The organism is Paraburkholderia ultramafica, assembly GCF_902859915.1.
GTDB classification, from domain to species: domain Bacteria; phylum Pseudomonadota; class Gammaproteobacteria; order Burkholderiales; family Burkholderiaceae; genus Paraburkholderia; species Paraburkholderia ultramafica.
This window is the reverse complement of record NZ_CADIKK010000018.1, coordinates 117,434-144,423: the sequence shown is the minus strand read 5'-3', so window position 1 is coordinate 144,423 and position 26,990 is coordinate 117,434. Positions and strand designations below refer to the sequence as shown.

Below are 26,990 nucleotides of genomic sequence, written 5' to 3'. Positions count from 1 at the left end.
ACCTGGACGTGTGCCGCGTGTGCTCAATGCACCGCGGACATTTCCCTGTCCAACCGGTCTGCCGGCACGGCGCCAGGCAGGCGGCGGCCGTCGGCGAGGAACACCGTGGGCGTGCCGTCGACGTTCATCGAATGGCCGAGCGCCAGGTTCTTGTCGATCGCGGCGGTGTCGCACGTGCCGGCGGCGGTGGGCGCCTGACGGTCCTGCATCCACGATTCCCAGGCCTTCGCGCGATCCGCCGAACACCAGATCGACTTCGACTTGGCCGTCGAATCCGGCGACAGAACCGGGTACAGGAACGTGTAGACCGTCACGTTGTCGAGCGACTTCAGCGACGTTTCGAGCTGCTTGCAGTACGGGCAGTTCGGATCGGAGAACACCGCGATCTTGCGCGCGCCGTTGCCGCGCACGACCTTCACCGCGTTCGCAAACGGCAGGCTCGCAAAATCAATCCGGTTGGTTTCCGACAGACGCGCTTCGGTCAGATTCTTGCGGGTCTTCGCGTCGACCATGTCGCCGAGCAACAGGTAATCGCCGTTCGCGTCGCTATAGACGATCTGGGTGCCGAGGTTCACCTCGTACAGGCCGGCGATCGGCGACTTCGTGACGCTCTTGATCGTCACGTCAGCGAGACGCGTTTGCAGCGTGGCTTTGAGCTTGTCGGTAGCCTGGTCGGCCTGGGCCGAGCAGCCGATCGTAAAGGCGGCAATCGCGAGCGCGCCGGCCACCATGCGGAAGTTTTTTTTCATGCTGAATTCCTGGGTTCGATCGCGCATCGTGCGCGTTTTGTCACGTGTCCGGCCGGACCGGAACGGCGTCAATCCGCTCATGATACCTGTGTTGCCGGCCGTGGCTGCCGGCGCCGCGATTTATCCCAGCGCGGCCGACACCAGCCAGCGTTTGATGAACGGCTGCGCGCCGACGAACGCCATGCCGGTATTGCGCAGCACCTTGACGAACGGACCGGGCGCGGAGAACAGTTTTTGCAGCCCATCCGTGGCGATCATCAGCGCGCGGATATCTTCGCGGCGGGCGCGTTCGTAGCGGCGCAGCAGCACCATATCGCCGAGATCGCGGAACGATTCCTTGCTGGCGACCGTGTCGACGAGCGCCGCGACGTCGCGCAAACCGAGGTTCATGCCTTGGCCCGCCAACGGGTGAATCAGATGCGCGGCGTCGCCGACCAGCGCGACGCGCGGCGCCGCGAGCCGGTCCACCGTTTGCAGCGCGAGCGGGAAGCCTTGCGCAGGCGTCACGCATTCGAGCGCGCCGAACTGGCCGCCGGTCACGCGCTCCACTTCGGCGGCGAGCTGCGCCGGATCGAGCGCGAGCAGTTGCCCCGCGTGCTCGGTGCGTGCCGACCAGACCAGCGACACGTGGCCGTCCGGCATCGGCAGCAGCGCGATGATCTCGCCGTCGCGGAACCATTGACAGGCGGTTTCGCCGTGCGGCTTGGCGGCCTTGAAATTGGCGACCACGCCGGTTTGCTTATAGTCGCGGCGGACCATCTTCGAGCCAATCTGCGCCCGCACCCACGAATGCGCGCCGTCCGCGCCGACCACCAGATCGGCTTCGACCACGTTGCCATTCGCGAGACCGACGCTGGCGCTCTGCGCAGCGAAGTCCAGCGCCTGCGCGCGCGTGTCGATCCACGTGAGGTTCGGCTGGAAGCGCAGCGCCGCATCCAGCGCGCGCTCGATCACCGACGACTCGACGATCCACGCCAGTTGCGGCACCGAGGCCTGGAACGCGGAGAAATGCAGTTCAGCATGCGCGTCGCCGTAGACGCGCATGTCGTAGACCGGCCCGAGCCGCGACAGATCGAGCGCCTGCCAGACCCGCAAGCGCTCCAGCAGCGCCTGCGAACTCGACGACAACGCGTAGACCCGCGAGTCGTAGGCGGCGCCGGCGGGCAATGCCGCGCACGGTTGCGCGAGCAGCGCCACGCGCAGGCCGCCTTGCGTCAGCGCGAGCGCCGCGGTCTTGCCGACGAGCCCGCCGCCGATTACGGCGGCATCAAAGGTCTGGTGGTGTGCGTTCATGCGCGCATTATAGCCGCGGGGGTTGCGGGGGACGGATCGGCGCGTGCGGCATTTGCGCCCGAATAATCGGCCGACGCCGGCTAATGTTTAGTGTTGCGGCCCCGTGGCTTGGCCTCGCCCGGCTTTCCCGCCGCCGCACCGGTGAGCCAACCCGAACGGGTTACAATTGCGCTTTCCGTGAAAACTCGCACTCAATCGTTGAGCCAACGCCCCGATTCGGTGACTTGTCCCGCTCCGCTGCGTTTGCCCGCCACGCCACACGCGAAAGCTTTCCGAAGCCGCACACAGCGTCGAGCGCATCACGCAACTTACTGATTCACTGAAGGATTTCCATGAGCCTCCAATGCGGCATCGTCGGCCTGCCTAACGTCGGCAAGTCCACCCTGTTCAATGCGCTGACCAAGGCGGGCATCTCCGCCGAAAACTATCCGTTCTGCACGATCGAGCCGAACGTCGGCATCGTCGAAGTGCCGGACGCGCGTCTGAAGGCGCTCGCCGAAATCGTCAAGCCGGAGCGCATCCTGCCGGCGGTGGTGGAATTCGTCGACATCGCCGGTCTCGTGGCCGGCGCCAGCAAGGGCGAAGGCCTCGGCAACCAGTTCCTCGCGAACATCCGCGAGACCGACGCGATCACGCACGTGGTGCGCTGCTTCGAAGACGACAACGTGATTCACGTCGCGAACAAGATCGATCCGCTGTCGGATATCGAAGTGATCAACACCGAACTGGCGCTGGCCGACCTCGCCACTGTCGAAAAGGCGCTCACGCGCTATTCGAAGGCCGCCAAGTCGGGTAACGACAAGGAAGCCGCCAGGAACGCCGCCGTGCTGGAAAAGGTCCGTGCTCAGCTCGACCAGGCCAAGCCGGTCCGTGCGCTCGATCTGTCGGACGAAGAAAAGGCGACGCTCAAGCCGTTCTGCCTGATCACCGCCAAGCCGACCATGTATGTGGCCAACGTGAAGGACGACGGTTTCGAAAACAACCCGCACCTGGACGCGGTGACGAAATTCGCGGCGGCGGAAAACGCGCCGGTCGTGGCCGTATGCGCGGCAATCGAAGCGGAAATCGGCGACCTCGACGAAGCCGACATGGCCGTGTTCCTTGCCGACATGGGCATGGAAGAGCCGGGGCTGAACCGCGTGATCCGCGCGGGCTTCAAGCTGCTCGGCCTGCAAACCTACTTCACCGCCGGCGTGAAGGAAGTGCGCGCGTGGACGATTCATATCGGCGATACCGCGCCGCAAGCGGCAGGTGCGATTCACACCGACTTCGAACGCGGCTTCATTCGTGCGCAGACGATCTCGTTCAACGACTTCATCACCTACAAGGGTGAGCAAGGCGCGAAGGAAGCCGGCAAGATGCGCGCGGAAGGTAAGGAATATGTCGTGCACGACGGCGACGTGATGAACTTCCTGTTCAACGTGTAAGGTTCAGCGTTGCTGCGACGCACGTAGTGCTCGAAGTTTGAGCACTGCAGTCCGCAGCATTCTCGTTCAGAAAAGCCCGCTTTTTGCGGGCTTTTCTATTACTCCGTCCGATTGCTCAGGAACGCGAACAACGCACGCGGCATCGGCACAGGTTCCTGGCTGCCGCCATTTGCAACATCGAATCCATCCACATCGCCGCCTCCGACGGTTTCCGTTTCATGACGGCCGATGTTAAATTGCGGCTGCGCCGCCCGCCTACGACGGTCCACGCCGCCCGGCCAGAGACGCCGAACTGTCATCGAACACAAATAGAATCGCGCGATTCGCCTTCGCGCCCGTTCCGATTAGCAACTACGTTGCACAGGAGACAAATCGATGAATTGCAAGCCGCTGTTCCGTTCGCTTTCCGTTGCCGCCGTGTTGAGCATCGGCTTCAACCAGCCGGCCCACGCCGCGACTGAGATCCAGTTCTGGCACGCGATGGAAGCCGCACTGGGCGAACGTCTGAACGACATTGCCAACGACTTCAACGCGTCGCAAAGCGACTACAAGATCGTGCCGGTATTCAAAGGCACCTACGACCAGACCCTCGCCGCCGGCATCGCCGCCTATCGCAGCGGCAACGCGCCGACCATTCTGCAGGTCTACGAAGTCGGCACCGCCACGATGATGCAGGCGAAGAAGGCCGTGATCCCGGTCACCGATGTGTTCCAGCAAGCCGGCGTGCCGCTCGACCAGAAGGCATTCGTGCCGACCATCGCGAGCTATTACAGCGACGCCAAAACCGGCAAGCTGATCTCGATGCCGTTCAACAGCTCGACGCCGGTGCTCTACTACAACAAGGACGCGTTCCAGAAAGCCGGGCTCGACCCGAATCAGCCGCCGAAAACCTGGGCCGAATTGCAGATCGACGCGCAGAAGCTGAAAGCGTCCGGCATGGCGTGCGGCTATTCGTCGGGCTGGCAGAGCTGGATTCAGCTCGAGAATTACAGCGCGTGGCATGCCGCGCCGTTCGCGTCGAAGAACAACGGTTTCGACGGGCCGGAAGCCGAGCTCGAATTCAACAAGCCGCTGCAGGTCGCGCACCTCCAGTTCCTGCAGAACATGCAGAAGGACGGCACCTTCACCTATGTCGGCCGCAAGGACGAACCGGTGTCGAAGTTCTATAGCGGCGACTGCGGGATCATCACGAACTCGTCGGGGTCGCTCGCCACGATCAAGAAGTACGCGAAGTTCAATTTCGGCACCGGCATGATGCCGTACGACGCAAGCGTGAAGGGCGCGCCGCAGAACGCGATTATCGGCGGGGCGAGCCTGTGGGTATTGTCGGGCAAGGATCCGGCCGTCTACAAGGGCGTGGCGAAGTTCCTCGCGTATCTGTCGTCGGCGCCGGTGGCCGCGAAGTGGCACCAGGACACGGGCTACCTGCCGATCACGACCGCCGCATACGATCTGACGCGTCAGCAAGGCTTCTACGAGAAGAATCCCGGCAGCGACACCGCGATCCGGCAGATGCTCAACAAGCCGCCTCTGCCGTACACGAAGGGCTTGCGTCTGGGCAACATGCCGCAGATCCGCACGGTGATCGACGAAGAACTCGAACAGGTGTGGGCGCAGAAGAAGACGCCGCAGCAGGCACTCGACTCGTCGGTATCGCGTGGCGACGAGCTGCTGCGCCGCTTCGAAAAAGCCGGTAGCTAGCCATTCGCCGGCAGGGATGCGGCGCGCTCGCGCCGCATCCCGTGGTTGCAGCCAACCTTGGGAATCCTCGATGGAAAAGCGCTCCAGCTTCGGCACCAGCCTGCTGCCCTACCTGCTCGTCGCGCCGCAACTCGTGATCACGCTGCTGTTCTTCCTGTGGCCGGCCGGCGAGGCGCTCTGGCAATCCACCCAGAGTCAGGACGCGTTCGGCACGTCGAGCGAGTTCGTCGGACTCGCGAACTTCAGGCAACTGCTCAGCGATCCGCTCTACCTGTCGTCGTTCAATACGACGCTGATCTTCTGCGCGCTCGTCACGGTGTCGGGGCTCGTGATCTCGCTGTTGCTGGCGGTCTGCGCCGATCGCGTGACGCGCGGCGCGAAGACCTATCAAACGCTGCTGATCTGGCCATACGCGGTCGCGCCCGCGATCGCCGCGGTGTTGTGGTCGTTCCTGTTCAATCCAAGCATCGGCCTCGTCACCTACGCGCTGGCCAGCCACGGCGTCGTGTGGAATCACGCGTTGAACGCGGGCCAGGCGATGTTCCTCGTGGTGCTCGCGTCGGTCTGGAAACAGGTCAGCTATAACTTCCTGTTCTTCTACGCGGGCTTGCAGGCGATTCCGCGCTCGCTGATCGAAGCGGCGGCAATCGACGGCGCCGGTCCGGTGCGACGCTTCTTCGGCATCGCGCTGCCGCTGCTGTCGCCGACCAGTTTCTTCCTGCTGGTGATCAACATCACCTACGCGTTCTTCGACACCTTCCCGGTGATCGACGCCGCCACCGGCGGCGGCCCCGCGCAAGCGACCCGCACGCTGATCTACAAGATCTTCGCCGAAGGCTTCCAGGGACTCGACATCGGCAGTTCGGGCGCGCAATCGGTGATCCTGATGATCATCGTCATCGCGTTGACGGTCGTGCAATTCCGCTTCATCGAACGCAAGGTTCAATACTCATGATCGAGAACCGCCGCGGTTTCGACCTCTTCTGCCACGCGGTGCTGATTCTCGGTGTCGTGCTGGTGGTGTTTCCAGTGTACGTCGCGTTCTGCGCGGCGACGATGAGCGAGCACGAAGTGTTCAGCGTGCCGCTGTCGCTGGTGCCGAGCACGCATCTGTTCGAGAACATCGCGACCATATGGTCGCACGGCAGCGGCAATGCGGCGGCGCCGTTCGGCCGCATGCTGTTCAACAGCCTCGTGATGGCGCTGGTGATTTCGATCGGCAAGATTGCCGTGTCGATGATCTCCGCGTACGCGATCGTGTTCTTCCGCTTTCCGTTTCGCACGTTCGCGTTCTGGCTGATCTTCGTCACACTGATGCTGCCGGTCGAAGTGCGGATCTTCCCGACCGTGCAGGTCGTGTCGTCGATGCATCTGAGCAACACGTATAGCGGTTTGACGTTGCCGCTGATCGCGTCGGCCACCGCGACGTTCCTGTTTCGCCAGTTCTTCATGACGCTGCCGGACGAATTGATGGAAGCGGCGCGCATCGACGGCGCGGGGGCCATGCGTTTTTTCTGGGACGTCGTGCTGCCGCTGTCCAGGACGAACATGGCGGCGCTGTTCGTGATCACGTTCATCTACGGCTGGAATCAGTATCTGTGGCCGATCCTGATTACGAGCCAGCAGTCGCTGACGACCGCGGTGATCGGCATCAGAAGCATGATCGCGTCCGGCGACACCGCGACCGAATGGCATCTCGTGATGAGCGCGACGCTGCTCGCGATGCTGCCGCCGCTCGCGGTCGTGCTGACGATGCAGCGCTGGTTCGTGCGCGGACTGGTGGATTCGGAGAAGTAGTCCGCGTCGCGTGGACGAGTTTCCTCCGGCATTGGAATACAAAACACCGCGCATTGAGCGGCAAGCAAAGAAAGGCTAAAACGCATGGCTGCACTGACTCTGCAAGGCGTTAAAAAAACCTATGACGGCAAACAGTTCGTGCTGCACGGCATCGACGTGGACGTGGCCGACGGCGAGTTCGTCGTGATGGTCGGACCGTCCGGCTGCGGCAAATCCACGTTGCTGCGGATGGTGGCCGGGCTCGAACGCATCTCCGACGGCCGCATTTCGATCGCCGGCAAAGTGGTCAACGAACTGGAGCCGAAGGATCGCAACATCGCGATGGTGTTCCAGAACTACGCGCTGTACCCGCATATGAGCGTGGCCGAGAACATGGGCTACGCGCTGAAGATCGCGGGCGTCGACCGGGCGCAGATCACGAAGCGTGTGCAGGGCGCCGCGCAGATTCTCGAACTCGAAGCGCTGTTGCAGCGCAAGCCGCGCGAGTTGTCCGGCGGGCAGCGGCAGCGCGTCGCGATGGGCCGCGCGATCGTGCGCGAGCCGGCGGTGTTTCTGTTCGACGAGCCGCTGTCGAATCTCGACGCGCGTTTGCGCGTGCAGATGCGCCTCGAAATCCAGCGTCTGCATGCGCGCCTCGCCACCACGAGTCTGTACGTCACGCACGATCAGATCGAAGCGATGACGCTCGCACAACGCGTGATCGTGATGAACAAGGGTCACGCCGAACAGATCGGCGCGCCGACCGAGGTCTACGAGCGGCCGGCCACGGTGTTCGTCGCGAGCTTCATCGGTTCGCCGGGGATGAATCTGCTGGAAGGTCGCGTGTCCGATGACGGCGCCACGTTCGACGTCGCCGGCAACGGCCCGAAACTGCCGCTGACCGGCGTCGCGCCGATCGGCCGGGAAGTCGCCAAGGGACGCGAGTGGACGCTCGGCATTCGCCCCGAGCACATGAGCCCGGGTCAGGCGGACGCATCGCACGCGACGCTCAGCGTCGATTCGTGCGAACTGCTCGGCGCGGACAATCTCGCGCACGGCCGCTGGGGCAAGCACGATGTGACGGTGCGCTTGCCGCACGCGCATCGGCCCGCGGCGGGCGAAGCGCTGCAGGTGGCGCTGCCGGCGCAGCATCTGCATTTTTTCGATCCGGCGACGGGACGGCGCGCGAACTGACGCACGCGAATCGACCTCCGCACCGCCGTCTCCTGCCGCGCCACCCGCCTCGCGAAGTACAATGCCACCTGAACCACCCGCCCGCGCGCGGGGCGTCGCTCAGTTCGACGCCGCGCTCGATGCCGCGCCGGCCGGCGCCAGGCACTCCGCCCGGCCCTGACACCGATTACCCATCCACCCCACGATTGCCCGCCCCCTCGCGGCCGGCGTCGTCAACGTCTATTGCAAGCAAATGGCCCAATACGTCTTCACCATGAACCGGGTCGGCAAGATCGTGCCGCCCAAGCGTCAAATCCTGAAAGACATCTCGCTGTCGTTTTTCCCCGGCGCGAAGATCGGCCTGCTCGGCCTGAACGGCTCGGGCAAGTCGACGCTGATCCGCATCATGGCCGGTGTGGACAAGGACATCGAAGGCGAAGCCACGCCGATGCCGAACCTGAACATCGGCTATCTGCCGCAGGAACCGCAGCTCGATCCGAGCAAGACGGTGCGTGAAGCGGTCGAGGAAGGTCTCGGCGACGTGTTCAACGCGCAGAAGAAGCTCGACGAAATCTATGCGGCCTACGCCGAGCCGGACGCCGACTTCGACGCGCTCGCCGCCGAACAGGCGAAGTACGAAGCGATCCTCGCCACGTCGGACGGCGGCAACGCCGAGCAGCAGATCGAAATCGCCGCCGACGCGCTGCGCCTGCCGGCCTGGGACGCGAAGATCGAACATCTGTCGGGCGGCGAAAAGCGCCGCGTCGCGCTGTGCAAGCTGCTGCTCGAAAAGCCGGACATGCTGCTGCTCGACGAGCCGACCAACCACCTGGACGCGGAATCGGTCGACTGGCTCGAACAGTTCCTGACGCGCTTCCCGGGCACCGTGGTCGCGGTGACTCACGATCGCTACTTCCTCGATAACGCCGCCGAGTGGATTCTCGAACTCGACCGCGGCTATGGCATTCCGTGGAAGGGCAACTACAGCAGCTGGCTCGACCAGAAGGAAGAGCGCCTGAAGCAGGAAGAGTCGTCGGAATCGGCGCGCCAGAAGGCTATCAAGAAGGAACTGGAGTGGGTGCGCCAGAATCCGAAGGGCCGTCAGGCGAAGTCGAAGGCGCGTATCGCCCGCTTCGAGGAACTGAACAGCCAGGACTACCAGAAGCGCAACGAAACCTCGGAAATTTTCATTCCGGTCGGCGACCGCCTCGGCAATGAAGTGATCGAGTTCAAGAACGTCAGCAAATCGTATGGCGACCGGCTGCTGCTCGACGACATCAGCTTCAAGATTCCGGCGGGCGCGATCGTCGGCATCATCGGCCCGAACGGCGCCGGCAAGTCGACGCTGTTCCGCATGCTGACCGGCCGCGAACAGCCGGATTCGGGCGAGATCGTGCAAGGCCCGACCGTCAAGCTCGCTTACGTCGACCAGAGCCGCGACGCGCTGGACGGCTCGAAGACCGTGTTCGAGGAAATCTCCGGCGGTGCGGACGTGCTCACGGTCGGCAAGTACGAAACGCCGTCGCGCGCGTACATCGGCCGCTTCAACTTCAAGGGCGGCGATCAGCAGAAGGTCGTCGGCAACCTGTCGGGCGGCGAGCGCGGCCGGCTGCATCTGGCGAAGACGCTGATCGCGGGCGGCAACGTGCTGCTGCTGGACGAACCGTCGAACGACCTCGACGTCGAAACGCTGCGCGCGCTCGAAGACGCGTTGCTCGAGTTCGCGGGCTCGGTGATGGTGATCTCGCACGATCGCTGGTTCCTCGACCGGATCGCGACGCACATCCTCTCGTTCGAAGGCGATTCGCAAGTCACGTTCTTCGACGGCAACTACCAGGAATACGAAGCGGACAAGCGCGCACGTCTCGGTGAAGAGGGTGCGCGTCCGAAGCGTCTGCGTTACAAGCCGATCACGCGGTAAGCGTGGGGTTCGGCGGCCTGCCTGGTGTTCGAGGGGCGGGCCGCTTTGCTGGTCCGTTTTGCTGGTCCGCTTCGGCCGTCGTTTTGCCTGCTGTGCCGCCGGCCGTTTTCCCTGTCGCTTTGCCGGTAGCCGCGGCGGTGGTTATCCATGGCATTTCGTGGCGCGCGCCGCGCATCCTTCGCATCGGCGCAATAGGCGCAATAAGCGGCAAGGCACACGCATTGCGTGCCCAAGCGTATTACATGTCGTCGTTCTGGTGGAACGCAGCCGTTCCGCCAGAACGGGCGTGCGCGAGGCCAGCGCACGCACAGGCCGTTCACAGCCACACCGCGCGCAACGTGGTGCCGAGGAGGCAAGCATGGCGATGTCGAAGGGCAAGCGCTGGTTGGTCGCCGTGGGCGCCATGCTGCTGGTGCTGATTGTGGTGGCACTCGGCGCGCTGCGGTTCGCGCAGCAGGAGGTCAAGGACCGCGTGGTCGCGGCGCTCGGCCCGCTCGGCAGCGCCGATAACATCGACGTCGGCCTCACCGCGGTTCATCTCACCAACGTACTCATCAAAGCGCCGCCCGGCTGGTCGGCCGGCGACCCGCTCAGAGCGGACGAGATCTCCGTCACCCCCGACATCCGTGAGCTGCTCTCACGGCGCCTGCGTATCCGCAGCGTGGTGGTGCGCGGCTTCGACTTGGCCGTGCTACGCACGAAGGACGGCTCGATCAAGCTGCTGCCGAATCTGCGGGAAGCGGTGAATCGCTCCGATGCACAAACCGGTGGCGTAGTGGCGCCTGCCCGACGCGAGAAGCAGGTCGATCACATCAGCTTCGAGCATGGCAACTTCCATTTCTACGACATGACGGTCGGGCCGCCGGCGTTCAAGGTGACGGTCAGCAACGCCAATGCGAGCGTCGACAACCTGAAGCTGCCCGCCCTCAGCGAGCGGACCAACGTCAGCGTCAGCGGCGCGCTCAAAGGCCCGGCGCACACGGGCACCGTGTCGTTCGGCGGCTGGATCAGAATCGCCAGCAAGGATTCGCAGACCACCACCAAACTGCACGGCGTCGATCTCGTGATGCTCGACCCGTACTTGCTGAAAAAGGCCGGCACAAGAGCGCAAGTGACGGGCGGCACGGTCGACTTGACGGTCGAGTCGACGGTACGCAACTATCAGTTGCACGCCCCCGGCACGGTGACGATCCACAATCTGCAACTCGCCGACAGCGACAATCCGCTCGAGACCTTCATGTCGATTCCGACCAAGGCGGCCGTTGCCGCGCTCAAGGCGCACGACGGCGACATCACGGTGCATTTCGTTCTGGACGGGGATTTGCGCGACCCGAAATTCTCGGTACGAGAAGGCATCATGATGCGCATCGGCGCTGGCTTTGCGAAGTCGCTAGGCGTGAGCGTCGAGGGCGTGGCGAAAGGCGCTGGGGAGACCGTGAAAGGGCTGGGTAATGCGTTGAAGAATTTGCTGGGTCAGTAGATCAGAGTCGGGCGCGCGACGCGGATGGGGCGTGCAGACAAGGGTCGGCGAAGGCAAGCGAAGGCAGCCGAAAGCTTGCGATGAAGCGAAGCGGGTGCTGCCAAAAAAGCGCAGACGCCCGTCTCGCCGCTCAATCAGACTTCACGCTCAAACCGGCAGCCCCAACTCGCGCAGCTTCGTTTCGGTTTGCGCGGCGCTGGTGTGATGCACGCCGTGCCAGCCGAGCGCCGTCGCGGCTTGCGCGTTCTTCGGGTTGTCGTCGATGAAAACCAGTTCGCCCGGCTGAACGCCGGGCATTTGCGCGTCGATCCGCTCACGCATTGCCGCGAAGATCGCGGGATCGGGCTTCACCAGTTTCACCCGCCCCGACACCACGATGTCGCGAAACCGCCGCAGCACCGGGTAGTGCTCCCACGCGTACGGAAAGGTCTCCGCCGACCAGTTGGTCAGCCCGAACAGCGGCACGTCGGCGGCTTCGAGCTTTTCCATGATCGCGACGCCCTCGTCCAGCACGCCGGCCACCATCTCGTGCCAGCGCTCGTAGAACGCGCGGATCAGCGCTTCGTGATCGGGAAACTTCGCGATCAGCTCGTCGGTCGCCTCGACGATCGGCTGGCCGCCGTCCTGCCGGATCACCCAGTCCATCGAGCAGACGTGAGTCAGAAACCAGCGGCGCTCGGTTTCGTCAGGGATCAGCTCGCGATACAAATACTCTGGACTCCAGTCGATCAGCACGCCGCCGAAATCGAACACGACTGCCTTGATGGCCATGCACTCTCCGTTAGCAAATTCGCTGCTGCGTTCAGATGGGTTGCGTACGCAGCTCCAACCACGCCTTCGCGTCGCCCGACACATGCGGCGACAGGCGCGTGCGCACCGTCTCGTGATACGCGTTGAGCCACGCGCGCTCGTCGTCGCGCAGCAGTGACAGGTCGAGGCAGCGCGTGTCGATCGGACACAGCGTCAACGTCTCGAACTTGAGGAAATCGCCGAACTCGGTCTTCCCGGCGGGCACGTTCAGCACGAGGTTCTCGATCCGCACGCCCCACTTGCCCGGCCGGTAAATGCCCGGTTCGACCGACGTGATCATGCCCTCTTCCATCGCGGTCCACGGTTCGGCCGGCGCGTAGTGCGAAATCACCTGCGGGCCTTCGTGCACGTTCAGGAAGTAGCCGACCCCGTGACCGGTACCGTGGCCGTAGTCCGCGCCGGCTTCCCAGATCGGCGCGCGGGCGATCGCGTCGAGCATCGGCGAACGGATGCCGCGCGGAAACTGCGCGCGCGACAACGCCATCGTGCCCTTGAGCACGATCGTGAAATCGCGCCGCTGCGCGTCGCTGGGAGTGCCGATCGGCACGACGCGCGTGATGTCGGTCGTGCCGCTCAGATACTGCGCGCCCGAGTCGATCAGCAACAGGCCGTTGCCCTCGATCACCGAATGCGCTTCCTGCGTTGCGCGGTAGTGCGGCATCGCGCCGTTCGCGTTGAAGCCCGCGATCGTCGCGAAGCTCAGCGATACGAAGTCCGGACGGCGCGCGCGCGCAGCCGTCAGGCGCTCGTCGATGGTCAGCTCGGTGATCGTCTCGCGGCCCAACGCGCTTTCGAACCACGCGAAGAATTCGGCCAGCGCCGCGCCGTCCTGTTCCATCGTCGCGCGCACATGCGCGGCTTCCGCCCCGGTCTTGCACGACTTGAAGAAGGTGGACGGATTGACGGCCTCGACCACCTTGACCGTCGACGGCACTGCTTGCAGCGAGCCGTAGGTGATGCGGCGCGGGTCGATCAGCAGCGTGCTGCCGGCGGGCAGCGCGGCGAGCGCGTCCGCCGCCTTCGCATAGGGCTCGACGCTGATGCCGTCGCGCGCCAGCGCATCGGCCAGTTCCTGCGACACCTTGCCGTCCGCGACGAACAACGACACGCGATCGACACCGATCAGCGCGTGCGCGACGAACACCGGGTTATAGCTGACGTCGGCGCCGCGCAGATTCAGCAGCCACGCGAGGTCGTCGAGCGTGGAGACGAAGTGCCATTGCGCCCCCTGGTCCGCCATCGCGCGGCGAATCTGCGCGAGCTTTTCCGAACGGCCGACGCTCGCATGCGGCGCCGCGTGTTCGAATACGGCGGCAGCCGGCAGCGACGGACGCTGTGGCCAGATCGCGTCGAACAGATCGACATCGGTGCGCAGTTGCACGCCGCGCGCGCTGAGCGCCTGGCTCAATGCCCGCGCCGCCGCCACGCCGAGCACCGCGCCGTCCACGCCGACCGTGCCGCCGGTCGGCACGTTCTGCGCGAGCCAGTCGAAATGCGGCGAGGTCTGCTGGCCGCCGGTCATCTTCATCAATTGCACGCCGGTACCGGCCAGCTGCGCATTGGCCTGTTCCCAATAGCGGCTGTCGGTCCAGACGCCCGCGAAGTCGGCGGTCACGACCAGCGTGCCGGCCGAGCCGGTGAAGCCGGACAGCCACTGCCGGCCCTGCCAGCGCTCAGGCAGATACTCGGACAGATGTGGGTCCGCAGACGGCACCAGGTAGGCGGCGACGCTTTCGCGCGCCATCGCGCTACGCAATTTCGCGAGCCGTTCGGGAATGGAGGAAGTTTCGGGGAGTCGGGCATTCATCGGGAGTCACCTGCAAATATTCATCGACGGGCAAGCAAGCCGACCGTCGCGGCAACGGCGATCAACGCGATGGCGGTGCATACCGGCCATTCGAGCGTATCACCGTCGTGGAAGAGACCAGTCACGTTGCCGGCCATGCGCGCGACAGCCGCGCCAAGCACGCCGGCCAGCAGCGCCATCCACCAGCGGGCGCGGCTCGCACGGCGCAGCGGATGCAGCCACCAGCCCGCGAGACCGATTGCCACACCCAACACGACAATGCCGGGCCACCCCATTAGCGGTCGACCTCGCGCATTTTCAGATTGATCTGATAGGCACGAGGGGCCAAGGCAACTAGCATTTTTGTCTCATTAACTATAGAAGTTCAGCACGGCGCTTTCCGCATAGCGGTTGAGTTTAGGGGTCGGGGTGATGTTAGGCAAGCTGCACGCCTGGCGGAACAGTCCAGGTCCCGGCCGTTGCCAGGCTAAAGCCGCACCATGCGAATCGCCCTTATCGAGCCGGATGTGCAACACGCCAAACTGGTCGACCGGCTGATCTTCGCCGGCGGGCATGTGTGCCAGCACTTCACCACCAGCGCACCGTTCCTGCATCGCGCCACGGACGAGTTCTTCGACCTTCTGATCACCGAAAGCTGGGCCGGCGACCATTCCGCCGAGGACGTGATCCCACGCGCGCGCTCCATCCTGCCGAGTTTGCCGGTCATCGTGCTGATGTCGGCTCCGCGCGAAAGCCAGATCGTCGCCGCGCTGCACGCCGGCGCCGACGACTGCCTGAGCAAACCGGTTCGCGGCCCCGAAATGCTGGCGCGGGTGGACGCGCTGCTGCGTCGCGCGGGGCTGCGGCGGCCGTCGAACCGGCGGCGGGACATCATCGGCGGCTATGCGTTCGACGCGGCGCACTTCGCGGTCACCTTCCGTGAACTGACGGTGATCCTCACGCCGAAGGAATTCCGCCTCGCGCTGCTGCTGTTCAACAATCTGGCGCGGCCGGTGTCGCGCGCGCATATTCTTGAAACCGTTTGGGCGCGCCGCCGCGACGTAAGGTCGCGTACCATCGACACGCACGCGTCGCGCGTGCGCAGCAAATTGCAACTGCGCCCTGAGCTGGGCTATTCGCTGACGCCGGTTTATGGCTACGGCTATCAGCTCGACGCGATCCCGCAGGAAGCCGTTGCCGAAACCGGTTGACGCGCAGGATGTAAGAATCGTGGAAACGCTATAATGGTGGGCCAAACCATAGCTCCCCCAAATGCAGCTTCTAACGATCGGAATCAATCACCACACTGCGCCTGTCGCCTTGCGCGAACGCGTGGCGTTTCCGCTCGAACAGATCAAACCTGCTTTGGACACGTTCAAGGGCGTCTGGCTCGCCCGCACCGCGCGCACAGCGCCGGAAGCGGCGATTCTGTCCACCTGCAACCGCACCGAACTCTACTGCGTCACCGACGACCAGGCCGCGCGCGAAGCCGCAATCCAGTGGTTTTCGAAGTACCACAGCCTGCCAATCGACGAACTCGCGCCGCACGTCTATGCGCTGCCGCAGTCGGAAGCCGTGCGCCACGCGTTCCGCGTCGCGTCGGGACTCGATTCCATGGTGCTCGGCGAAACGCAAATCGTCGGACAAATGAAGGATGCGGTGCGCACCGCATCCGAAGCGGGCGCGCTCGGCACCTATCTGAACCAGTTGTTCCAGCGCACCTTCGCTGTCGCGAAGGAAGTGCGCAGCACGACCGAAATCGGCGCGCAGTCGGTTTCGATGGCGGCGGCCGCCGTTCGGCTCGCGCAGCGGATCTTCGACAAGGTCTCGAACCAGCGCGTGCTGTTCATCGGCGCGGGCGAAATGATCGAGTTGTGCGCGACGTACTTCGCCGCGCAACATCCGCGTGAGCTCGTGGTCGCCAACCGCACGGCCGAGCGCGGCTCGCGGCTCGCCGAGCGCTTCAACGGCCGGGCTATTCCGTTGTCGGAACTGCCGGCGCGCATGCACGAGTTCGACATCATCGTGTCGTGCACCGCGTCCACGTTACCGATCATCGGTCTCGGCGCGGTCGAGCGGGCGGTGAAGGCGCGCCGTCACCGGCCGATTTTCATGGTCGATCTGGCCGTTCCTCGCGACATCGAACCCGAAGCCGGCCAGCTCGAAGACGTGTTCCTGTACACCGTCGACGACCTCGGCGCGATCGTCCGCGAAGGCAATGCGTCGCGCCAGGCCGCGGTCGCGCAGGCCGAAGCGATCATCGAAACGCGGGTGCAGAACTTCATGCAGTGGCTCGACGCGCGCAGCATCGTGCCGGTGATCCGCCATATGCACACGCAGGCCGACGTGCTGCGCCGCGCCGAAGTCGAACGCGCGCAGAAAATGCTCGCGCGCGGCGACGACCCGGCCGCCGTGCTCGAAGCGCTGTCGCAGTCGCTCACCAACAAGCTGATCCACGGTCCCACGCACGCGCTCAATCGCGCGAGCAGCGAGAACCGCGACACGCTCATCGAACTGATGGGCGGTTTCTACAAACACTCCGGCTCCACGGAGCGTTAGCGGCGCAGCCCGCGCCGCGCTGTCCGCGCCACCCGCAAGTGGCGCGCGACGTGCTTCCGATCAGGGCATCCGCCCACTCCCCTAGTCGCCGTCCTTGCCGGAGCCCGCTCCGATACCCGTCCGATGAAAACCAGCATGCAACGCAAGCTCGACCAGCTCACTACCCGGCTGGCCGAACTGAACGACCTGTTGAGCCGCGAGGACATCACCTCGAATCTCGATCAATACCGCAAGCTCACGCGCGAACACGCGGAGCTCGGGCCGGTGGTCGAGCATTACGCGCTGTGGCGCCTGGCGATGAACGACGCGGAAACCGCGCAGGAACTGCTGGCGGACACGTCGATGCGCGACTTCGCGGAAGACGAAATTCGCGCGGCGCGTGACCGGATGGACAAGCTCGGCGCCGAGTTGCAGAAAATGCTGCTGCCGAAAGACCCTAACGACGACCGCAATATCTTCGTCGAAATTCGTGCGGGCACCGGCGGCGACGAGTCCGCGCTGTTCGCGGGCGACCTGCTGCGCATGTACCTGCGCTTTGCCGAGCGCAATCGCTGGCAGGTCGAGATGATGTCGGCGAGCGAATCGGATCTCGGCGGCTACAAGGAAGTGATCGTGCGGATCGCCGGCGAAGCCGCGTATTCGAAGCTCAAGTTCGAGTCCGGCGGGCATCGCGTGCAGCGCGTGCCGGCCACCGAAACGCAGGGCCGCATTCACACGTCGGCCTGCACGGTCGCGGTCATGCCGGAAGCGGACGAAATCGGCGAAGTCGAGATCAATCCGGCCGATCTGCGCATCGACACGTTCCGCGCGTCCGGCGCGGGCGGGCAGCACATCAACAAGACCGACTCCGCGGTGCGCGTCACGCACTTGCCGACCGGGATCGTCGTCGAATGTCAGGACGACCGCTCGCAGCACAAGAACAAGGACCGTGCGCTGAAGGTGCTCGCCGCGCGCATCTACGACAAGCAGTCGCACGAGCAGCAGGCGAAGGAAGCCGCCACGCGCAAGAGCCTGATCGGCTCGGGCGACCGTTCGGAGCGGATTCGCACGTACAACTTCCCGCAGGGACGGCTGACCGATCACCGGATCAATCTGACGCTGTATCGCCTCGACGCGATCATGGACGGCGATCTCAACGAACTGATCGCGGCGCTCGTCAGCGAGCATCAGGCTGAATTGCTGGCCTCGCTGGGCGACGCGGACTGACGCGCCGATGATGCCCGTCACACCGGCCAACCCGGCAGCGCCTGTCACGTCCGGCGCGCTGTTGCGCGCCTCGCCGCTGCCGCCGCTCGAAGCGCGGATTCTGCTCACGCACGTGCTCGGCTGGCGGCATACGCAACTGATCACTCGCAGCGATGAGCCGCTCGACGGCGCGAGCGTCGCGCGTTACCAGGCGCTGGAAGCGCGGCGCGTGGCCGGTGAGCCGGTCGCGCAACTGGTCGGCGCACGGGAGTTTTTCGGACTGGATTTCGAAGTCACGCCGCACGTGCTGATTCCTCGCCCTGAAACCGAACTGCTGGTTGAAACCGCGCTGACGGCCATGGAAGACATCTCGCGGCCGCGCGTGCTCGATCTCGGCACCGGCACCGGCGCGATTGCCGTGGCGATTGCATCGACGCGGCCCGACGCGCAGGTCTGGGCGCTCGACCGTTCGGCCGAAGCGCTGGCGGTCGCCACGCGCAACGCCGCTCGTCTGCTGGACGTGAAACGCCCGGGCGGCGCTGTGGCGTTGACGCAAAGCGACTGGTACGACTCGCTCGACCCCGCACTGCGCTTCGACGTGATCGTCAGCAATCCGCCGTATATCGCGAGCGGCGATCCGCATCTGTCGGAAGGCGATCTGCGCTTCGAGCCACGCGGCGCGCTCACCGACGAAGCCGACGGCCTCAGCGCGATCCGCGCGATCGTCACCGGCGCGCCCGCACGCCTCGCCGCCAATGGCGTATTGTGGATCGAGCACGGCTACGATCAGGCCGAAGCCGTGCGCGAACTGCTGACCGCGCAAGGGTTCGCGCAGGCCCGCTCGGAACGGGACCTCGCCGGTATCGAGCGGATCAGCGGCGGCCGACTCGGCGGCTAGGCTGCGCCACGCGCTGAATACCCACAGTCGGCGCACGGGCAACGCAACCCTCCGCCGGCCGTACCGAAATCCGCTATCATTTCAGCCTATTCCCTACACATAACGGAACCGCAAGGTCAGTCATGGATACGCAACAACGCATCAAGCAAATCGTCGACGAAAACAACGTCGTCCTCTTCATGAAGGGCACTGCCCAGTTCCCGATGTGCGGCTTTTCGGGCCGCGCCATCCAGATCCTGAAGGCGTGCGGCGTCGGTGAAATCAAAACCGTCAACGTCCTCGAAGACGACGAAGTCCGTCAGGGCATCAAGCAGTTCTCGAACTGGCCGACCATTCCGCAGCTCTACGTGAAGGGCGAGTTCATCGGCGGCTCGGACATCATGATGGAAATGTACGAATCGGGCGAACTGCAGCAGCTGTTCGCCGCGGCCTGAGCGGCCACGGTCCCTACATTTGTATCCCTAAGACGCCGCGAGCCATGGAAACACGCGCTGCGGCGCCACGCCGGCTGATCGTCGCGATTACCGGTGCGACCGGCGCCATCTACGGCATCCGGCTGCTCGAAACGCTGCGCAGGCTGGGCGGCGTCGAGAGCCATCTGCTGATTTCGAGCGCGGGCTGGCTCAATATCCAGCACGAACTCCAGTTGAGCAAAGAAGACGTGCATCCGCTCGCGGATGTTGTCCATTCGGTGCGCGACGTCGGCGCGAGCATCGCGTCCGGCTCGTTTGCCACGGACGGCATGGTGATCGCCCCCTGCTCGATGAAGACGCTTGCGAGCGTCGCGCACGGCCTCTCCGACAACCTGATCACTCGCGCCGCCGATGTCACGCTCAAAGAGCGCCGCCGCCTGGTGCTCCTCGTGCGCGAAACGCCGTTCAATCTCGCGCATCTGCGCAATATGACGGCGGTCACCGAAATGGGCGGTGTGATCTTCCCGCCGCTGCCTGCGTTCTACAACCAACCTACGTCGATCGACGAAATGGTCGACCACACCGTGGCGCGCGTGCTCGATCTGTTCGCGCTCGGGCCGGCTTTGTCCCCCGCGTGGGCGGGACTGCGTGGCGCTCAGGAGTAGCGCGCAGCTTCGTGTCGCAGCCGTTGCGTGATTCCATGCGGATCGATTGACAACGGCGGCGACACAATCAATTCTGTTTTCGCCCGTTTATCAAACGGCAGTGCGGGCCTATATTGATAGCAACCCAACCTCTGCGCCGCGCCCTCGCGGCTGTGTTGCTGCCATGACCCGCCTACCTTCGCTTTTCCTGTCCCACGGCGCACCCACGCTGCCGATCGACCCGTCGTTGCCGTCCGCGGAATTCGGCGCACTGAGCGCGCAACTGCCGCGTCCGCAAGCCGTGCTGATGCTGTCGGCCCACTGGGGCACTGCGCAGCCGCTGGCGAGCATCGCCACGGCGCCGGAAACCATCCACGACTTCTACGGCTTTCCGCGTCAGCTGTACGAGATTCAGTACCCGGCGCCGGGCGCGCCCGACATCGCGCGCCGCGCCGCCGTGCTGCTCAGCGATAACGGCATCGTCGCGGACGTCCAGCCGCACGGACTCGACCACGGCGCATGGGTGCCGATGCTGTTGATGTTCCCGCATGCCGACCTGCCGATCGCGCAGTTGTCGATCCAGCCGCACATGGACGCCGCGCACCACTTCCGTGTGGGCCGCGCGCTGCGCTCGCTGAAAGACGACGGCGTGATGGTGATCGGCTCCGGCCAGATCACGCACAACCTGCGCGCCGCCGACTTTTCCGCACGCCCGGAAGATGCCGATCCGCGCGTCACCGAATTCACCGACTGGTTCGAGGCGAAGCTCGCCGCGCACGACGTCGACGCGCTGCTCGACTACCGCCGCCAGGCGCCGTACGCGGTGCTGATGCATCCGACCGACGAGCATCTGCTGCCCGTGTTCGCCGCATTGGGCGCGGCAGACGACGACTATTCGCTGGCCATTCAGTCGCTCGGCACGTACCAGCGTTCGCTCGCGATGACGAACTACGTGTTCGGCACCGCCTGATCCTGCGCCAGCACGCGGCAGCAAACAAAAAAGCCCGCCTGAGCAACTCAGGCGGGCTTTTTTTCGTCCCGGACCCAACCACGCTCCGGCCGACAGGCTCAGCGTGGCGCTTTAATGCGCGCCTATGCTTTCGAGCACTTCGTCGTGGGTCTCACGCTCTTCCAGATACTCCGAGCGATAGCCGCTATTGACACCCCAGTAGTAGAACACCAGCGAGAACGCGATCACCACCAGCATGTCCCAGCCGTACGGCAGGATGCCGAAGCCGCCGAACTGCTTGCTGCCGATCAGCGACAGAATCGCCATGATCGGCAGGTAGGCGACCAGCCACCATGCCGCCTTCAGATCGCGGCCCCAGCCGGCAAAGCCCGACTTCGCCTGGAAGTAGAAGTACACCGGCAACGCGACGACCATCAGCAGAATGATTTCGCCGGTGAGCGGCCACTTGGCCCAGTAAAGGATCAGCGACGCGCACACGAACGCGAACGGCGCGATCACCCTCATGCCGACGATGTGCAACGGACGCTCAAGATCCGTCGCCGCGCGGCGCAACGCCATCAGGCTGATCGGGCCCGTCAGGTACGAGATCACGGTGGCGACCGAGATCACCGCCGCCAGCGAACTCCAGCCGCGGAAGAAGAACAGGAAAATGAACGACACCAACAGGTTGAACCACATCGCCTGGCGCGGCACGCCATAGAACGGGTGCACATTGCCGAACATCTTCGGCATCGTGTTGTTGCGCTCCATCGCGTAGATCATGCGGGTGGTGGTCGCCATATAGGTCGTACCGGTGCCGCTGGGGCTGACGAAGGCGTCGACGTACAGCAGGATCGCCAGCCAGTTCAGGTTCAGCGCGATCGCGAGTTCCGCGAACGGCGAAGCGAAGTTGAAGTGGCTCCAGCCCTTCATCACGTCGCTCGGGTTCACCGCGCCGATATACGCGATCTGCAGCAGCACGTAGATCACCAGCGCCAGCAGGATCGAGCCGATCACCGCGAACGGCACGCTCTTGCCCGGATTGCGCGCTTCACCGGCGAGGTTGATCGGGCTCTGGAAACCGTTGAACGCGAACACGATGCCGCTCGTCGCCACCGCGGTCAGCACCGACGACCAGCCGTACGGCGCGAAGGTGCTCACTTCGCCGAAGTTTTCCTTGTGGAAGCCCGTCAGCATCAAGCCGAGGATCGTCGCGCCGGGGATCAGGAACTTGAAGATCGTGATCGCCGAATTGGCGCGCGCGAACAGTTTGACGCCCCAGTAGTTGAGCAGGAAGTAAATGATCACGAGGCCAGCGGACAGCAATAACCCGTTGGTGGTTAATGATCCATCGATGAACAACGCATGCGCCCATGGATAGGGCCATGTACTCATATATTGAATGGATGCTTCAGCCTCGATTGGAATCACCGAAACGATTGCGATCCAGTTGGCCCACGCGCTGATGAAACCGACCAGCGCACCATGCGAATAGCGCGCATAACGCACCATCCCGCCAGACTCCGGGAACATCGCGCCGAGTTCCGCGTAGGTCAGCGCAATCGCGAGAATCACGACCGCACCGATGACCCATGCGCAAATGGCAGCCGGACCGGCAATCTTTGCGGCCTTCCACGCGCCGAACAGCCAACCTGATCCGATGATCGAACCCAGGCCGGTCAGCAGCAGCGCGAACGGCCCGATGTTCCGTTGTATAGAACTTTTCACGTCTTCTCCTGTATCAGAACCATGTCGGCACCACGTGACATCGCTTGTGGCGCTGGAGACGAGGTGACGCGCATGCATGCGCGACGGATCCACCCTAGATAGGTGCAACCGACGCGCGGCGCGTAGTTTAACGGTTGCACCGACTTGCTGCAGCGAAACCAAGGGTTCTCCCTAGCAAAAAACCCGGACAGACAGCAAGCTTTGTAAGCAAAAACCGCGCCCACCTGCCAAATATTCGTAAAGATTTGAGCAGAGGTGTTGACCTTCGCTCGAAATGGCCGTATAACGTTCGGGCAGGATTTCAAGCGGCGAGTGAATTGGTCTTTCGTAGTTCGCCCATCAACGGTACTCCGGTTGGTCCCATTACCCCCTTCCTTGATTTTCATGCACCCTCTGGGCTTCGGCCTTATTTACCATCTTTAGGAACAAGTAATATGGAAACCGGTACCGTCAAGTGGTTCAATGACGCAAAGGGCTTTGGCTTCATCACGCCGGACGGCGGTGGCGAAGATCTGTTCGCGCATTTCTCGGAAATCCGCACGGAAGGCTTCAAGACGCTGCAAGAAAACCAAAAGGTTACGTTTGAAGTGAAGACGGGCCCGAAGGGCAAGCAAGCTGCTAACATCAAGCCGGTGTAAGCAACACGCTTCCTTCTGGACGCAAAAAACCCCGCCTCGGCGGGGTTTTTTTATATGCGCTGCAACTGAATACGCTGATTATCTTCGCAGTATGCGACGGATTAGTTTGCTGGTTATCCGAACAAACGCCGGGCGTGAATACCGAGTCCCGTCGCGACACTGGCGAGACGATCGCCGAATACCGCTTTGGCATCCGGAAATGCCGCCGCCAATGCGCCGGATAGAAACGCCAGACCGGTCGAACCGCCCGTGAAATAAATCGCCCCGACATCGCGCGGCGCGACGCCGGCCGCCTGGACCGTGTCGCGCGCCGCCTGCACGATGCGCTGCGTCTCATCCTGGCCCGCCTTGATGAGTTGGGCTTCGTCGAATGCGAGGCGCAGGTCGTCTTCCACTTCGTCGAGGTCGATCAGCGTCTCGCCGCCCGCCGCCACGCCGATCTTCGCCTCTTCCGCGTGCGCCGCCAGCGCGTGCCCGAGGCGGCGCTCCACGACGCGCATCAGGCGGTCGTGGTGCTTGACCTCGGTGAACAGGTGCCGCATCAGCGCGAGTTCGCTCACGCGCTTCGGCGCATAGACCGTGTTGATCAGGTGCCAGGTCGCCAGATCGAAATAGATCCGGTTCGGAATCTCACGCCCTTCCGGATCGAGCGCCTGATAGCCGAGTTCACGCAGGATCGTCGTCAGTTCGACGCGGCGGTCGAAGTCCGTGCCCGCGACGTGCACGCCGTGGTGGGCCAGCACGTCGTCCTTGCGCTCGACGCGCTTCATCCGCTCCGGCCCGACCCGCACCAAGGAAAAGTCCGACGTACCACCGCCGATATCGGCCACCAGCACGAGTCCCTCTTCCGTCAGATGCGATTCATAGTCGAACGCGGCCGCGATCGGCTCATACTGAAAGTGAATTTCCCGCAAGCCGACCGACCGCGCCGCAGCTTCGAGCTGCTGCTGCGCCATCTGATCGGCGCGCGGATCGTCGTCGACGAAAAACACCGGGCGGCCCAGCACCGCGCGGTTGATCGCGCCGCCGACGCTCTTTTCGGCCGAACGTTTGAGGTGATCGACGAAAATCGCGATCACCTCGGTGTACTTGATCGCGGAACCATCGCCCAGATCGGTGGAGTTCTCGGCGAGCGGCGAGCCGAGAATGCTTTTCATCGAGCGCATCAGGCGGCCGTCGAATCCGTCGATGTACGCGGCCAGCGCCGCCCGCCCGAATTCGCGGGTGTCCTCGTCGGTATTGAAAAAGACCGAGGTGGGCAGCGTCGTATAGGCGCCTTCGACGGGCGCGAGCTTCAGCTGAGTGCCGTCAGGCACGGCCACGGCCGAGTTGGAAGTACCGAAGTCAATCGCGCAATAGTTCATGGCAGGAATCGCCGCTCACGGCTGGCGCGGACAGAAAGGGGAGCGGCTTTGTATCACGAAAGCTCAATCAGTATCAACTAACGCTTTTGGAATGGCCGCGGTATCGCAAACGTATCGTTCGACGGAACGAATCTTGCTCGTTTCGACAGGATACGCCGCCAAATTTCCGGATTGAGGAGACTTCAAGCAATGAGCGCACCGCCGACTGCCGCCGTTCACGAAAAAACCGCCATGCTGATCGAAACGGACCTGCCCTCGCGGCTCGACCGGCTGCCGTGGGGCCGCTTTCACTCGCTGATCGTGGTGGCGCTGGGCGTCACGTGGCTGCTCGACGGTCTCGAAGTGACGCTGGCGGGCGCCGTCGCGAGTGCGTTGAAGTCCAGTCCGTCGTTGCGCTTTTCCAACGCTGACGTGGGCCTCGCGGGCAGCGCGTACATCGCCGGCGCGGTGCTCGGTGCGCTCGGGTTCGGCTGGCTGACCGACCGGCTCGGCCGGCGCAAGCTGTTTTTCATCACGCTCGCGCTCTATCTGGCCGCCACCGCGGCGACCTCGCTGTCGTGGAATCTGGGCAGTTTCCTGCTGTTTCGCTTCCTGACCGGCGCGGGCATCGGCGGCGAATACACGGCGATCAATTCGACGATCCAGGAATTCACGCCGGCCCGGGTGCGCGGCTGGACCGATCTCGGCATCAACGGCACGTTCTGGGTCGGCGCGGCGCTCGGCGCGGCGGGCTCGCTGGTGCTGCTCGATCCACACCTGCTGCCGGCCGACTGGGGCTGGCGCGCCTGCTTCTTCATCGGCGCGGTGCTGGCGCTGGGGATTTTGCCAATGCGCGTCTGGATACCCGAAAGCCCCCGCTGGCTGGTGACGCACGGCGGCGAGCGCGCCGCACGCTCGATCGTCGAACGGATCGAGACGCGCTTTCGCCACGAAGGCCACGTGCTCTCCGACGACAGCCTCACGCGACTGCGGCTGCGCGCCCGCCGGCATACGCCGCTGCGCGAGGTATTCCACACGCTCTTCAAAGTGCACCGACGCCGCGCTCTGGTCGGCCTGACGCTGATGACCGCGCAGGCGTTCTTCTACAACGCGATCTTCTTCACCTACGCGCTCGTGCTCACCGATTTCTACCAGGTGCCAGGCGAGCGCATCGGCTGGTACCTGCTGCCCTTCGCACTCGGCAATTTTCTCGGGCCGCTGCTGCTGGGCCGGCTGTTCGATGTGATCGGACGGCGCAAGATGATCGCGACGACCTATGCGATGTCCGCGATCCTGCTGACGCTGAGCGGCTACCTGTTCGAGCAGCACCTGCTAACCGTCGTCACGCAGACGATCGCCTGGATGGTGATTTTCTTCTTCGCCTCGGCAGCGGCGAGTTCGGCCTATCTGACGGTCAGCGAATCATTTCCGCTCGAAATCCGCGCGCTGGCGATCGCGGTCTTCTATGCGTTCGGCACGGCGCTTGGCGGCATTGTCGGGCCGGCGTTCTTCGGCCGGCTGATCGACACGCAGCAACGCAGCGAGGTGTTTTCGGGCTATCTGGTCGGCTCGGGGCTGATGCTGGTGGCGGCTGTGGTCGCGGCGATCTGGGGTGTGGACGCGGAGCGGAAACCGCTCGAGCACGTGGCGGCGCCGCTATCGAGCGTCGCGGACGACGCGGAATAAAAAACGCGCGGTCGGCGCCGCGCGTTTTTTTGTCACCTCAGGGGCTGCAAGCCGTTCAGAAAGCCTTCTTCCAGCCGCCGCCGTAGGCGATGTCCGCCAGCGGCAGGCGCTGGCGCACCGACTTCTCGCGTTCGCGCAGCACCGGATCCAGCTTGTCGACCTCACCGTAGTGGCCGAGCGAAATCATCGCGATCACTTCGACGTCGTTCGGCAGCGCGAATGCCGTGCGGAATGCGTTCGGATCGAAACCGCTCATCTGATGCGCGGCAAGCCCGAGCGCATGCGCCTGCAGTACCAGCGCCATGGCCGCGGCGCCCGCATCGTACGCTGCGCAGCGATTCACTTCGCCCTTGCTGGTCAGCGTGTGCGCGGTCACGGCGATCAACACCGGCGCCCGGGTATTCCAGCCCTGGTTGAACGGCACCAGCGTCGCGAAAGCCTGCTTGTACGAGACCTCATCGACGCTGCGATCGAATACGAGAAAACGCCAAGGCTGCGCGTTATACGAAGACGGCGCCCAGCGTGCCGCTTCGAGCACGGAACGCAAATTCTCGCGGCTCACCAGTTCGCTCGAATACGCGCGCGGGCTCCAGCGGCCTGCAATCAGCTCGTGAATGGCAACTTCGGTAGGGGCAGGTTTGTTGGTCATGCGCTTCTCTCGGTCGAAATTCATGATCGCCGGGCGGCCGCCCGGGGTCACATAGCATAACCGGGCTTCGGCGCGCGCGGTCCAACAAGCGAGCAGTTTGTTTCCACGCGCTTTGCAAAAGGAAACGGCCCCTGGGTGGGCCCGTCGCGTGTTGCTCTGTTGCTCTGTTGCGACCGCGGCGC

The 26,990-nt window shown here is 64.1% G+C and carries 24 protein-coding genes; 16 read left to right on the top strand and 8 right to left on the bottom strand.

Annotated features, from left to right (window positions below):
- Window positions 1–23 precede the first annotated feature (23 nt).
- Both HV744_RS20320 and HV744_RS20315 read right to left on the bottom strand, forming a co-directional pair.
- A complete protein-coding gene (locus HV744_RS20320) occupies window positions 24–749 on the bottom strand; it encodes a DsbC family protein (protein ID WP_175151208.1) in 726 nt (241 codons plus the stop codon).
- Window positions 750–869: 120 nt separating this feature from the next.
- The gene (locus HV744_RS20315) at window positions 870–2,042 is read right to left on the bottom strand and encodes a UbiH/UbiF family hydroxylase (RefSeq protein WP_175151207.1); all 1,173 of its coding nucleotides are present in this window, start codon (window positions 2,040–2,042) and stop codon (window positions 870–872) included.
- Window positions 2,043–2,374: 332 nt separating this feature from the next.
- Between HV744_RS20315 and ychF the strand changes: the two genes are divergently transcribed.
- From ychF to HV744_RS20280, 7 genes are all read left to right on the top strand, one after another.
- On the top strand, window positions 2,375–3,469 hold the full coding sequence (gene ychF / locus HV744_RS20310) for a redox-regulated ATPase YchF (protein WP_175151206.1): 1,095 nt from the start codon (window positions 2,375–2,377) through the stop codon (window positions 3,467–3,469).
- A gap of 375 nt (window positions 3,470–3,844) precedes the next feature.
- On the top strand, window positions 3,845–5,170 hold the full coding sequence (ugpB, locus tag HV744_RS20305) for a sn-glycerol-3-phosphate ABC transporter substrate-binding protein UgpB (protein ID WP_175151205.1): 1,326 nt from the start codon (window positions 3,845–3,847) through the stop codon (window positions 5,168–5,170).
- 70 nt (window positions 5,171–5,240) lie between these two features.
- Window positions 5,241–6,125, top strand: a complete 885-nt coding sequence (ugpA, locus tag HV744_RS20300; protein ID WP_175151204.1) for a sn-glycerol-3-phosphate ABC transporter permease UgpA — start codon at window positions 5,241–5,243, stop codon at window positions 6,123–6,125.
- Complete coding sequence (gene ugpE / locus HV744_RS20295; RefSeq protein ID WP_175151203.1) at window positions 6,122–6,967, top strand: sn-glycerol-3-phosphate ABC transporter permease UgpE; 846 nt, start codon at window positions 6,122–6,124, stop codon at window positions 6,965–6,967. The genes ugpA and ugpE overlap by 4 nt, the downstream gene beginning before the upstream one ends.
- An 84-nt stretch (window positions 6,968–7,051) precedes the next feature.
- The gene (locus HV744_RS20290; protein ID WP_175151202.1) at window positions 7,052–8,140 is read left to right on the top strand and encodes a sn-glycerol-3-phosphate import ATP-binding protein UgpC; all 1,089 of its coding nucleotides are present in this window, start codon (window positions 7,052–7,054) and stop codon (window positions 8,138–8,140) included.
- A 232-nt stretch (window positions 8,141–8,372) separates the two neighbouring features.
- Complete coding sequence (ettA, locus tag HV744_RS20285) at window positions 8,373–10,040, top strand: energy-dependent translational throttle protein EttA (protein ID WP_175151201.1); 1,668 nt, start codon at window positions 8,373–8,375, stop codon at window positions 10,038–10,040.
- 358 nt (window positions 10,041–10,398) lie between these two features.
- Window positions 10,399–11,520 carry a DUF748 domain-containing protein gene (locus tag HV744_RS20280; RefSeq protein WP_175151200.1) on the top strand — a complete coding sequence of 374 codons (1,122 nt, stop codon included), beginning with the start codon at window positions 10,399–10,401 and terminating at the stop codon, window positions 11,518–11,520.
- Between the two features lie 147 nt (window positions 11,521–11,667).
- On the opposite strand, the gene HV744_RS20275 is transcribed toward HV744_RS20280, so the two are convergent.
- The 3 genes from HV744_RS20275 to HV744_RS20265 are packed head-to-tail and all read right to left on the bottom strand — an operon-like array spanning window position 11,668 to window position 14,412.
- A complete protein-coding gene (locus HV744_RS20275; protein WP_175151199.1) occupies window positions 11,668–12,291 on the bottom strand; it encodes an HAD family hydrolase in 624 nt (207 codons plus the stop codon).
- A 31-nt stretch (window positions 12,292–12,322) separates the two neighbouring features.
- Window positions 12,323–14,137 (bottom strand): aminopeptidase P family protein, encoded by a 1,815-nt coding sequence (locus HV744_RS20270; RefSeq protein ID WP_175151198.1) that lies wholly within the window; start codon window positions 14,135–14,137, stop codon window positions 12,323–12,325.
- A 20-nt stretch (window positions 14,138–14,157) separates the two neighbouring features.
- The gene (locus tag HV744_RS20265) at window positions 14,158–14,412 is read right to left on the bottom strand and encodes a hypothetical protein (RefSeq protein WP_175151197.1); all 255 of its coding nucleotides are present in this window, start codon (window positions 14,410–14,412) and stop codon (window positions 14,158–14,160) included.
- 204 nt (window positions 14,413–14,616) lie between these two features.
- On the opposite strand from HV744_RS20265, the gene HV744_RS20260 reads away from it, so the two are divergent.
- From HV744_RS20260 to HV744_RS20230, 7 genes are all read left to right on the top strand, one after another.
- Entirely contained in the window at window positions 14,617–15,327 is a 711-nt protein-coding gene (locus tag HV744_RS20260) for a response regulator transcription factor (RefSeq protein WP_175151196.1), read from the top strand.
- A gap of 61 nt (window positions 15,328–15,388) precedes the next feature.
- Window positions 15,389–16,675 carry a glutamyl-tRNA reductase gene (gene hemA, locus HV744_RS20255; protein ID WP_175151195.1) on the top strand — a complete coding sequence of 429 codons (1,287 nt, stop codon included), beginning with the start codon at window positions 15,389–15,391 and terminating at the stop codon, window positions 16,673–16,675.
- A gap of 123 nt (window positions 16,676–16,798) precedes the next feature.
- Entirely contained in the window at window positions 16,799–17,881 is a 1,083-nt protein-coding gene (gene prfA / locus HV744_RS20250; protein ID WP_175151194.1) for a peptide chain release factor 1, read from the top strand.
- A gap of 7 nt (window positions 17,882–17,888) precedes the next feature.
- Window positions 17,889–18,758, top strand: a complete 870-nt coding sequence (gene prmC, locus HV744_RS20245; RefSeq protein WP_175151193.1) for a peptide chain release factor N(5)-glutamine methyltransferase — start codon at window positions 17,889–17,891, stop codon at window positions 18,756–18,758.
- 122 nt (window positions 18,759–18,880) lie between these two features.
- Entirely contained in the window at window positions 18,881–19,192 is a 312-nt protein-coding gene (grxD, locus tag HV744_RS20240; RefSeq protein WP_175151192.1) for a Grx4 family monothiol glutaredoxin, read from the top strand.
- Window positions 19,193–19,236: 44 nt separating this feature from the next.
- Window positions 19,237–19,836: a UbiX family flavin prenyltransferase gene (locus HV744_RS20235; RefSeq protein ID WP_175151191.1), complete on the top strand. Its 600-nt coding sequence runs from the start codon at window positions 19,237–19,239 to the stop codon at window positions 19,834–19,836.
- 163 nt (window positions 19,837–19,999) lie between these two features.
- Entirely contained in the window at window positions 20,000–20,785 is a 786-nt protein-coding gene (locus HV744_RS20230) for a DODA-type extradiol aromatic ring-opening family dioxygenase (protein WP_175151190.1), read from the top strand.
- Window positions 20,786–20,896: 111 nt separating this feature from the next.
- Here the strand turns inward: HV744_RS20230 and HV744_RS20225 are convergent, their stop codons facing one another.
- The gene (locus HV744_RS20225) at window positions 20,897–22,492 is read right to left on the bottom strand and encodes an APC family permease (RefSeq protein WP_175151189.1); all 1,596 of its coding nucleotides are present in this window, start codon (window positions 22,490–22,492) and stop codon (window positions 20,897–20,899) included.
- A 434-nt stretch (window positions 22,493–22,926) separates the two neighbouring features.
- Between HV744_RS20225 and HV744_RS20220 the strand changes: the two genes are divergently transcribed.
- Window positions 22,927–23,130, top strand: coding sequence for a cold-shock protein (locus HV744_RS20220; RefSeq protein ID WP_007180251.1), 204 nt, complete (start codon window positions 22,927–22,929; stop codon window positions 23,128–23,130).
- A 113-nt stretch (window positions 23,131–23,243) separates the two neighbouring features.
- Here HV744_RS20220 and HV744_RS20215 read toward each other — a convergent pair whose 3' ends face one another.
- Window positions 23,244–24,494 carry an Hsp70 family protein gene (locus HV744_RS20215; RefSeq protein ID WP_175151188.1) on the bottom strand — a complete coding sequence of 417 codons (1,251 nt, stop codon included), beginning with the start codon at window positions 24,492–24,494 and terminating at the stop codon, window positions 23,244–23,246.
- Window positions 24,495–24,683: 189 nt separating this feature from the next.
- Here HV744_RS20215 and HV744_RS20210 point away from each other — a divergent pair, with 189 nt between their 5' ends.
- On the top strand, window positions 24,684–26,159 hold the full coding sequence (locus HV744_RS20210) for an MFS transporter (RefSeq protein WP_175151187.1): 1,476 nt from the start codon (window positions 24,684–24,686) through the stop codon (window positions 26,157–26,159).
- 55 nt (window positions 26,160–26,214) lie between these two features.
- Here the strand turns inward: HV744_RS20210 and HV744_RS20205 are convergent, their stop codons facing one another.
- The gene (locus HV744_RS20205; RefSeq protein WP_175151186.1) at window positions 26,215–26,808 is read right to left on the bottom strand and encodes a nitroreductase family protein; all 594 of its coding nucleotides are present in this window, start codon (window positions 26,806–26,808) and stop codon (window positions 26,215–26,217) included.
- Window positions 26,809–26,990 lie beyond the last annotated feature (182 nt).

Coding starts and splice junctions, on each gene's coding strand:
- ettA (WP_175151201.1), top strand. CDS start 8,373: ATGGCCCAATACGTCTTCACCATGAACCGGGTCGGCAAGATCGTGCCG.
- HV744_RS20320 (WP_175151208.1), bottom strand. CDS start 749: ATGAAAAAAAACTTCCGCATGGTGGCCGGCGCGCTCGCGATTGCCGCC.
- HV744_RS20230 (WP_175151190.1), top strand. CDS start 20,000: ATGACCCGCCTACCTTCGCTTTTCCTGTCCCACGGCGCACCCACGCTG.
- ychF (WP_175151206.1), top strand. CDS start 2,375: ATGAGCCTCCAATGCGGCATCGTCGGCCTGCCTAACGTCGGCAAGTCC.
- prfA (WP_175151194.1), top strand. CDS start 16,799: ATGAAAACCAGCATGCAACGCAAGCTCGACCAGCTCACTACCCGGCTG.
- ugpB (WP_175151205.1), top strand. CDS start 3,845: ATGAATTGCAAGCCGCTGTTCCGTTCGCTTTCCGTTGCCGCCGTGTTG.
- HV744_RS20260 (WP_175151196.1), top strand. CDS start 14,617: ATGCGAATCGCCCTTATCGAGCCGGATGTGCAACACGCCAAACTGGTC.
- HV744_RS20205 (WP_175151186.1), bottom strand. CDS start 26,808: ATGACCAACAAACCTGCCCCTACCGAAGTTGCCATTCACGAGCTGATT.
- ugpE (WP_175151203.1), top strand. CDS start 6,122: ATGATCGAGAACCGCCGCGGTTTCGACCTCTTCTGCCACGCGGTGCTG.
- prmC (WP_175151193.1), top strand. CDS start 17,889: ATGATGCCCGTCACACCGGCCAACCCGGCAGCGCCTGTCACGTCCGGC.
- hemA (WP_175151195.1), top strand. CDS start 15,389: ATGCAGCTTCTAACGATCGGAATCAATCACCACACTGCGCCTGTCGCC.
- HV744_RS20290 (WP_175151202.1), top strand. CDS start 7,052: ATGGCTGCACTGACTCTGCAAGGCGTTAAAAAAACCTATGACGGCAAA.
- HV744_RS20220 (WP_007180251.1), top strand. CDS start 22,927: ATGGAAACCGGTACCGTCAAGTGGTTCAATGACGCAAAGGGCTTTGGC.
- HV744_RS20265 (WP_175151197.1), bottom strand. CDS start 14,412: ATGGGGTGGCCCGGCATTGTCGTGTTGGGTGTGGCAATCGGTCTCGCG.
- HV744_RS20215 (WP_175151188.1), bottom strand. CDS start 24,494: ATGAACTATTGCGCGATTGACTTCGGTACTTCCAACTCGGCCGTGGCC.
- HV744_RS20270 (WP_175151198.1), bottom strand. CDS start 14,137: ATGAATGCCCGACTCCCCGAAACTTCCTCCATTCCCGAACGGCTCGCG.
- HV744_RS20280 (WP_175151200.1), top strand. CDS start 10,399: ATGGCGATGTCGAAGGGCAAGCGCTGGTTGGTCGCCGTGGGCGCCATG.
- HV744_RS20210 (WP_175151187.1), top strand. CDS start 24,684: ATGAGCGCACCGCCGACTGCCGCCGTTCACGAAAAAACCGCCATGCTG.
- ugpA (WP_175151204.1), top strand. CDS start 5,241: ATGGAAAAGCGCTCCAGCTTCGGCACCAGCCTGCTGCCCTACCTGCTC.
- HV744_RS20315 (WP_175151207.1), bottom strand. CDS start 2,042: ATGAACGCACACCACCAGACCTTTGATGCCGCCGTAATCGGCGGCGGG.
- grxD (WP_175151192.1), top strand. CDS start 18,881: ATGGATACGCAACAACGCATCAAGCAAATCGTCGACGAAAACAACGTC.
- HV744_RS20275 (WP_175151199.1), bottom strand. CDS start 12,291: ATGGCCATCAAGGCAGTCGTGTTCGATTTCGGCGGCGTGCTGATCGAC.
- HV744_RS20235 (WP_175151191.1), top strand. CDS start 19,237: ATGGAAACACGCGCTGCGGCGCCACGCCGGCTGATCGTCGCGATTACC.